Origin of the sequence: Claveliimonas monacensis, from assembly GCF_014982975.1 — a bacterium.
GTDB lineage: Bacteria > Bacillota > Clostridia > Lachnospirales > Lachnospiraceae > Claveliimonas > Claveliimonas monacensis.
On the sequence record NZ_JADCKL010000001.1, the window covers coordinates 634490 to 640968 of the forward strand.

At 51.7% G+C, this 6479-nt stretch carries 4 protein-coding genes; all 4 read right to left on the reverse strand.

Features of this window, described 5'->3' with window-relative positions; genetic code table 11:
• Positions 1-58 precede the first annotated feature (58 nt).
• Positions 59-757: a tyrosine-type recombinase/integrase gene (locus tag INF30_RS03035; protein ID WP_226394174.1), complete on the reverse strand. Its 699-nt coding sequence runs from the start codon at positions 755-757 to the stop codon at positions 59-61.
• Between the two features lie 147 nt (positions 758-904).
• Entirely contained in the window at positions 905-1672 is a 768-nt protein-coding gene (locus INF30_RS03040) for a hypothetical protein (protein WP_226394175.1), read from the reverse strand.
• A complete protein-coding gene (locus INF30_RS03045; RefSeq protein ID WP_076777220.1) occupies positions 1647-2930 on the reverse strand; it encodes a DUF5716 family protein in 1284 nt (427 codons plus the stop codon). Before INF30_RS03045 ends, INF30_RS03040 begins: the two co-directional genes overlap by 26 nt.
• A gap of 14 nt (positions 2931-2944) precedes the next feature.
• Positions 2945-6238 (reverse strand): DUF5717 family protein, encoded by a 3294-nt coding sequence (locus INF30_RS03050; RefSeq protein WP_226394176.1) that lies wholly within the window; start codon positions 6236-6238, stop codon positions 2945-2947.
• Positions 6239-6479 lie beyond the last annotated feature (241 nt).

A 6479-nucleotide genomic window follows, 5' to 3' on the forward strand; every position in this document is an offset into this window, starting at 1 on the left:
TGCTTTATGAAAGCCCGCGCAAAAGCAGGCACGGAAGGCATTTACAACATAATTAATGTCATGTTGCAGATAAAAGTCTCGTCCGCTCTATATTTCTCTTCCACTCGTTCAGGCCGTCGGACGCGTAGATCCGCGTCACCTCCAGGCTGCTGTGTCCCAGGATGTCCGCCAGATTGATGAGGTTCTTTGTCTCCCTGTAGAAGGTCCTGGCAAACAGATGCCGGAGATTGTGCGGAAAGGCCTTCTGCGGATCGATCCCCGCCCTCTCCGCCGCCTCCTTCATCTCGCGCCAGATGTTCGACCTGTCCTTTGCCCTGCCGGATCGGGTGCGGAAAATAACGCCGGATCGGATGCAGTTCTTGTTGATGTAGATGAGGAGCTTTTTCTTCAGGAGCTGGGGCAAAATGACCAGACGGCATTTACCCTTGTTCCAGACCTTCACGATCCCGCGCTGTATATTTTCCACCCGGAAGAAGCGCAGTTCGCTGACCCGGATCCCGGTGGCACACATCGTCTCCATGATCATGGCTATCTGCTCCTTCTTATCGCGTCTGGCCATCTCCACCATTTTCAGATACTCCGCTCTCTCCAGGCTTCTCTCCAGATACTGTATATCCGTTCGCTGGATGCGTATCCTCTTCAGCCTCAGCTGTTCCATCAGCCACTGCTTGTACTTGATCAGCAGTTCTTTATTTATCTCCCCTTCCCCGGCGGCAAAACCGAAAAATTTCTTTAAATCTGTTTTCTTTACTGACATCTTCAGATACCTCCTGTTGTTTTTTCTTAGTATCTATCTGCGTCCTCCCTCTGATACATAAAAATCGTTATTAGAAATAAAAAAGCGCCAGTTTCCTGGCGCCTGCACATCATCGTTCGTCTGTATATTTCTGTCTGTATAGCTTTATCAGATATTTCCTCTCTGGTATTCCTTTTTCCATCTGCCAAGCTGCTCATCTGTGGCGTCCACCTTCACATTCTCGGCTGCTTTGCGGATCTCTTCTTTTAGCACAGACCCTATGCTCAGATAGACCGGCTCGTTGGAAAGCATCTTCACGTACTGCTCCTGGGGCAGATACCTGTAACAGCAGTAGAGGTAGGCTTTCAGCATTTTCGTGTCCTGGCAGACATTGAAGCCCTTCTCGTACATGGCGGCCGCCTCCTCATAGAGAAGAAGCCTGCCATAGGCCGAGCCCAGGCATCCGTACACCTGCCCGTAGAAATCCCTGCCCACGGAATCATCCCACTCTTTACTTACAATGGACTGATATACGAGGATAGCCGAGGCCACCTCGCCGGCTTTGAACAGGTTGTCGGCCTTGTACTTCTCCCTCTCCACCTCGTTCTGGTTCTTCAGGTGCTCCAACACATTGTGGATCCGGGTGATCTCCGAGGAAGAGTAGATGGAGGCGTGGCTCAGTACTGCCAGCAGAAACTGCTCCACCGGCCCGTTCTGATCCAGGATGCCTCTCAGCTCATCCGCCAGATCGTACAGTTCCAGCTCCTCCTCCAGCCAGTCGCAGAGCTGCCGGTTAATGATGGTGTAATCCACAAGATAAAGGTTGTTGCAGAAATAATAGCACAGCTCTTCTATGGTATAGATCCGCATATGGATCCTGGATATCTCATATGGATGTTTTGCCTTCTTCTTATGACAGAGAATTAAACTGCCCATTGCTTCCTCCTAAGTGAATCGTCTTTTCTACGTGGAAATCCGTGGCCGGGAAAAACTCTCCAAAGCCCGCATCCCTGAAGCTGATCTTACAGGTGTACTCATCCAGGAACATGACCTCTATGGTGAGCCGCAGGGCATAGTCCTTCCTCTCCGGAAGTCCGGCAAGAGAGACCGTCTCGGCCTGGAGCTCGCCGCTCCCCAGAGACTCAATATGTATCTCAATATCAGAGGTATCCTCCAGAAGCACATCCCACTGTCCGTCCGCCTCATACCAGTGAGATCCCCACTGGACGATGGGATACCAGCCTTCTTTGCCGCCCACACGCATACGCAGACAGATCTGGTCTGTCATCTTTGTATTATCCAGATAAATGGGGCTGTCCTCGTAATCCCTGCATTTTCTGTAGGCTGTATAGCAGGCTCCCCGGCTGTACAGATTGTTTCCGAGGAAAGCCCTGCGGCCATTGCAGAGCACCTTCAGGGAGGCGGGGTACCAGTTGTTCTCAAACCCTTCCCCTGTCAGATAGACAGAGGAGACCACCTTCTTGTCAAACACACTCTGGATAAAAGACTTAAATCTCTCGTCCGCGTCTTTCGCCTTATCTACATTCAGCACGGGGTAGACAGCCGCCAGCTCCTTCATATGAGCGTTTGCCACCTCATCCACAGCCACAAAGAGCTCGTCGCCCCTGCCCCGCAGTTTCCGCAGGCGCCGCAGCATGTAGGCCCTGATCTCGTTTCTGTCGCAGTAAAAGAGAGCCGCCTCGTACTGCCACAGCTCTTTGGGCTGGTAGAACATGTAGTGACAGAAACTCTCCTTGTAGTCCTGCACGTAGACAGACTCCTTGGGCACGCCCACAAACTGTCCCACGCCCTTGAGCATCTTGCTGATATCAATGTCCGTGTAGGGGACGGAGAAGGTCAGATACTCTATATGACGGAACTGGGCCAGGGCCAGCTGGAAGAATTTGGCCAGCAGCCACACCGCGTCGTGGTTCTTTGCCCCCACACGCACCTTCTCCTGCCGTTTTGCCCGCTCAAACAGATCTGTCACTGTGCAGCCCTCATTGACCGTGGCCAGGCGTTTCGCCTCTCGCCCGTACACCCACTGTTCTCTGTAATATCCGAGGATCAGCGGTATCTGGTAATTGTCCACTGCCGTCTCCAGTGTCTCCGGCTCACTCTTTTCCTCATCGTAAAAGCTGATCTGGCAGTACTGGTCATTCAGTTCAATTCCTAATATGCTTCCGCCTCTCACAGAAAAATTCCTCCTTAATACTTCTCAAAGATCTGCTCAGCCAGATAAAGTTCCTGCTGGTAGGCCCTCATGGCAGCCTCACGCTCCTCCGGCTTCATGGATGACATGGCGTTCAGCCTGCCGTACCGGCCAATGGGAGGCACATCCCTCGTCTGTTCCAGCACATGTTCCTCCTGGCTGGCTGTCTTCTTCCCCTGGGACTCCTGGAAGTAGTAGCGCACCAGGTCTCCCTTATAGAGAATAAAATCTTTCACGTAAATGTTTTCATACATGGGAGTCAGGCTCTCGCTCTGGTATCCCAGATCATCCACTCCGTCCTGGCGCATCTTATATACAATGCGCACCTTTCCTCCTCTGGAGGCCCGGTATTCCACCATCGTCCTGTCGTAGAGCTGCGCCTCGCGCAGCCAGCTCTCCGGGTATTTCAGGTAGAAGGGGAAGATGATCTGCTTCTCGCAGAGTTCTCCCAGCACGCCGTGGAGCACTTCCTCCACCTCGTGGCCGTACTCCCTGTCGGAGTAATACCGCAGCAGGGCGATCTTGCATATATCTGCCAGACCCTCCTCCTGGCGGCGCTCGTTGACAATGATCTCAAAAATGGTATGGCCCGTCCTGCGCCCTCTCACCATGTACTCTCTGGAGACGTAGGCCAGATAAGCCTGCTTCAGCCGGAAGTAAGCGTTTCCTCCCAGATAGTACTCGATAAAGATCTCCTCTTCGTCAAACATATCTTCCGAGAACAGCATCTGGGTGATGATCCTCTCTCCCAGCTTCCCGGTCTGGACGCCATATTCTTTGGCCGTCTTCCACAGCTGCTTCATATCCTTTGTGGCGCCGCAGTAGAAGTTAGACAGATAGGTCAGTGTCACCCTGTCGTACTGCTGCCGCTTGAACATCTCAAAACACAGGTAGAGCAGGAAGTCATCCTCCTCGTAGTTGTCCTCCCGGATCCTCCTGCTGCACAGCTGGAACACTTCCTTCTCGTCGAAATCATCGATATCCTTTATATGAAGATTGTCGAATGTCACTTCCTCTTTGGCGCCGTCGCCGCCCCAGCTGTTCATGTGGGACATGTACTTTTTGCACATTTCCAGATATCTGGGCTCGTAGAACATCCGCCTTGTCTCGAAGGCAATGGAATCCGTGTAATGGCGTCCGTCCATCCCCTCCCAGATGATCCTGGCTTCCTTGTCGTACAGGTAGACGACCGCTCCCTCCTCGCGGTAGGGCACTCTCTGCTTGATCGTGCCGTCCTTCTCGATGACAAGCACACACTTGAGGCCTCTGACTTTTGTCGTCACTTCATAGGCATAGCAGATATCCCGCATAGCCTCCAGCCTCTCCCCGGTCATCTCCTCCTCGGTGCAGAAGCGCTTGTAAATGATCTTCAGGGACTCGTTGATGTGCCTCTTCACTAGCTGATCCCAGGCGAACTCCACCATCTGCTCCCGGTAGCTGATATACAGATCGCTTGCATACTGCTCATAGGTGATCAGATTGGCGTAGAGGAGGGCCGCCTTTTTGTAGTCCAGATTGTTCCCGTGCATAAAATACAGGAAGATGGATCTGGGCAGGGCCTCCCTGACTCTGTCCTCCTCTATGGTCTCCATATAGTACTCATAGAGCTGGGCAATCTTCAGCTCCGCGTCCACCGCTCTCTGGTACCACACAAAATACCTCTGCTGCATCTTATTTCCCTTGATGAGAAGGGTACAGATGGTGTTCAGGATCATGGGTTCCTTGTACATATCGTAAATCTGCTCCAGTATGTGGAACAGAAGATCGTCATAGTTTTTCTGCTGGCTGGCAAGGTTCGCCGCATAGAGAGCCAGCTCCTTTGTCAGCAGCCGGTATTTTACGGCGAAATTCAGCACGTGGAGCTCAAATTTTCCCAGCTTCTTCAGGAGATTGGTCCTCTCCACAAAGCACTGGTAGGCAATCTGATAAAAGAGCACCTGGTTCGTCTCATACCCGTAAAACTGTTGCTCCAGAACCCGGAGCCTGCGGTAGGCATCCCGATACTGGGGGTCCAGCGTCAGGAGCATGAGAAGCAGCTCACTGGAATCCTGATGACGGAGGTAAGTCTTCCCGATCTCGTCCAGCACTCTCTCCACATGGCTTCCGTTCTTCCTTATGAGGGCTGTCAGGTACAGGTAGTAAGCATTAGTGACAGGGTCTTTGCCGATGGCAAAACGGTTGTAATTATAGTTCTCCAATATCCACTTTGCCTCCTCGATCCGCTCCCCTCTTATATAGACATGGGCCTGAAAAAGCTGCAGCCCGTCATCCAGAGGCGCATACTGGCGCATCCTCTTTGACTTCTCCACAGCGCTGTTTGTCCAGGTGTTCAGATCGATCCGCCCCGCCTCACAGGCAATGTATTCTTTCAGGATCTGGGCCGCCAGGAACTCGATCTCCCGGCGGTTCTCATCATAATTTCCATTCTGAAACACTTCCACATCGTAGGAGAGGGTCTCATAGGGGGTGACAAGATAGATCTTGCCAAAATTCCGCCCTGCGTGGAGGTGGTCCGTGTTCACCACAAACTCCAGCTCATACACATTTCCCACAAAATCATCCGTGGTGATCTCCGGTCTGGGAACTGTGATAAATCCGCCCTCTGTCTGGATGTGCACGGGCATAAAGCCCCAGGTGTTCTTGATGACAGTGAAGCTTCCCTTGGTGGCTTCCTTCAGGTCCTCAAAGAGCATACCCTCTCCCTGCAGGGTGAGGAAGATGCACTCTTTCTGCTTGATCCCCACAAGGAACTCCTCCATAGCCTGCTCATCCAGGGCCCACTTGCGCATATTGTCATAGAGATGGAAGGTCCTGGGATTTTCGTATTTGAGCACCTCGTAGAACTCCCGGGAGCGGAACAGCCTCTGTGCCTCAGAGAAATCTTTGATGGCAAGTCGCTTGAAATCATCCGTGCTCTGGACTTTCCCGTAAGCTGTCATAACATAGGGCTTCTCGATGATAGCCGTGAAAGCCACCTCGTACTCGCCCCCGTTGCAGACGACAGAAAACTTTCCCTGCTCCACATGACCGGGACGCAGATTTCTTCCATCGTACTCAAACTTCACCGTGACAGGGTTTCCTTCAAAGCCCTGTTCCACACAGCGCATACGAAAAGAAGACGGATATACGATCCCCCGGATCGCCCCGTCTGTCTGGCTTCTGATCGTAAAACTTCCACGGTACACTTCCCCCTCACCGATGGTAAGGATCAGGCAGGTCTCGTCGAACACGATCTCCGGGCCTGCTGTCTGAAAGTCCCCTTTTGAAAATTTTTTAATTTTATTCTTCAAGCCTTCCACCTCTTCTTGCATCGCTTTTATTAGACATACTATAATAGATTATATCATTACTGCAATCATAATAGCAATGCCGTAATCTGAAAATGTAGAAGAATATACGAGAAAGGTAGTGTCAAATAAGTTATGAAAAAGCGAAGCCTAAAAAATAGGCTCCGATTGAACCTTGAAAATCGCAGATATGAAGTTTGATGGCAGCTCACGCCACCCTTGACAGCACACAAAAGCAATGCTC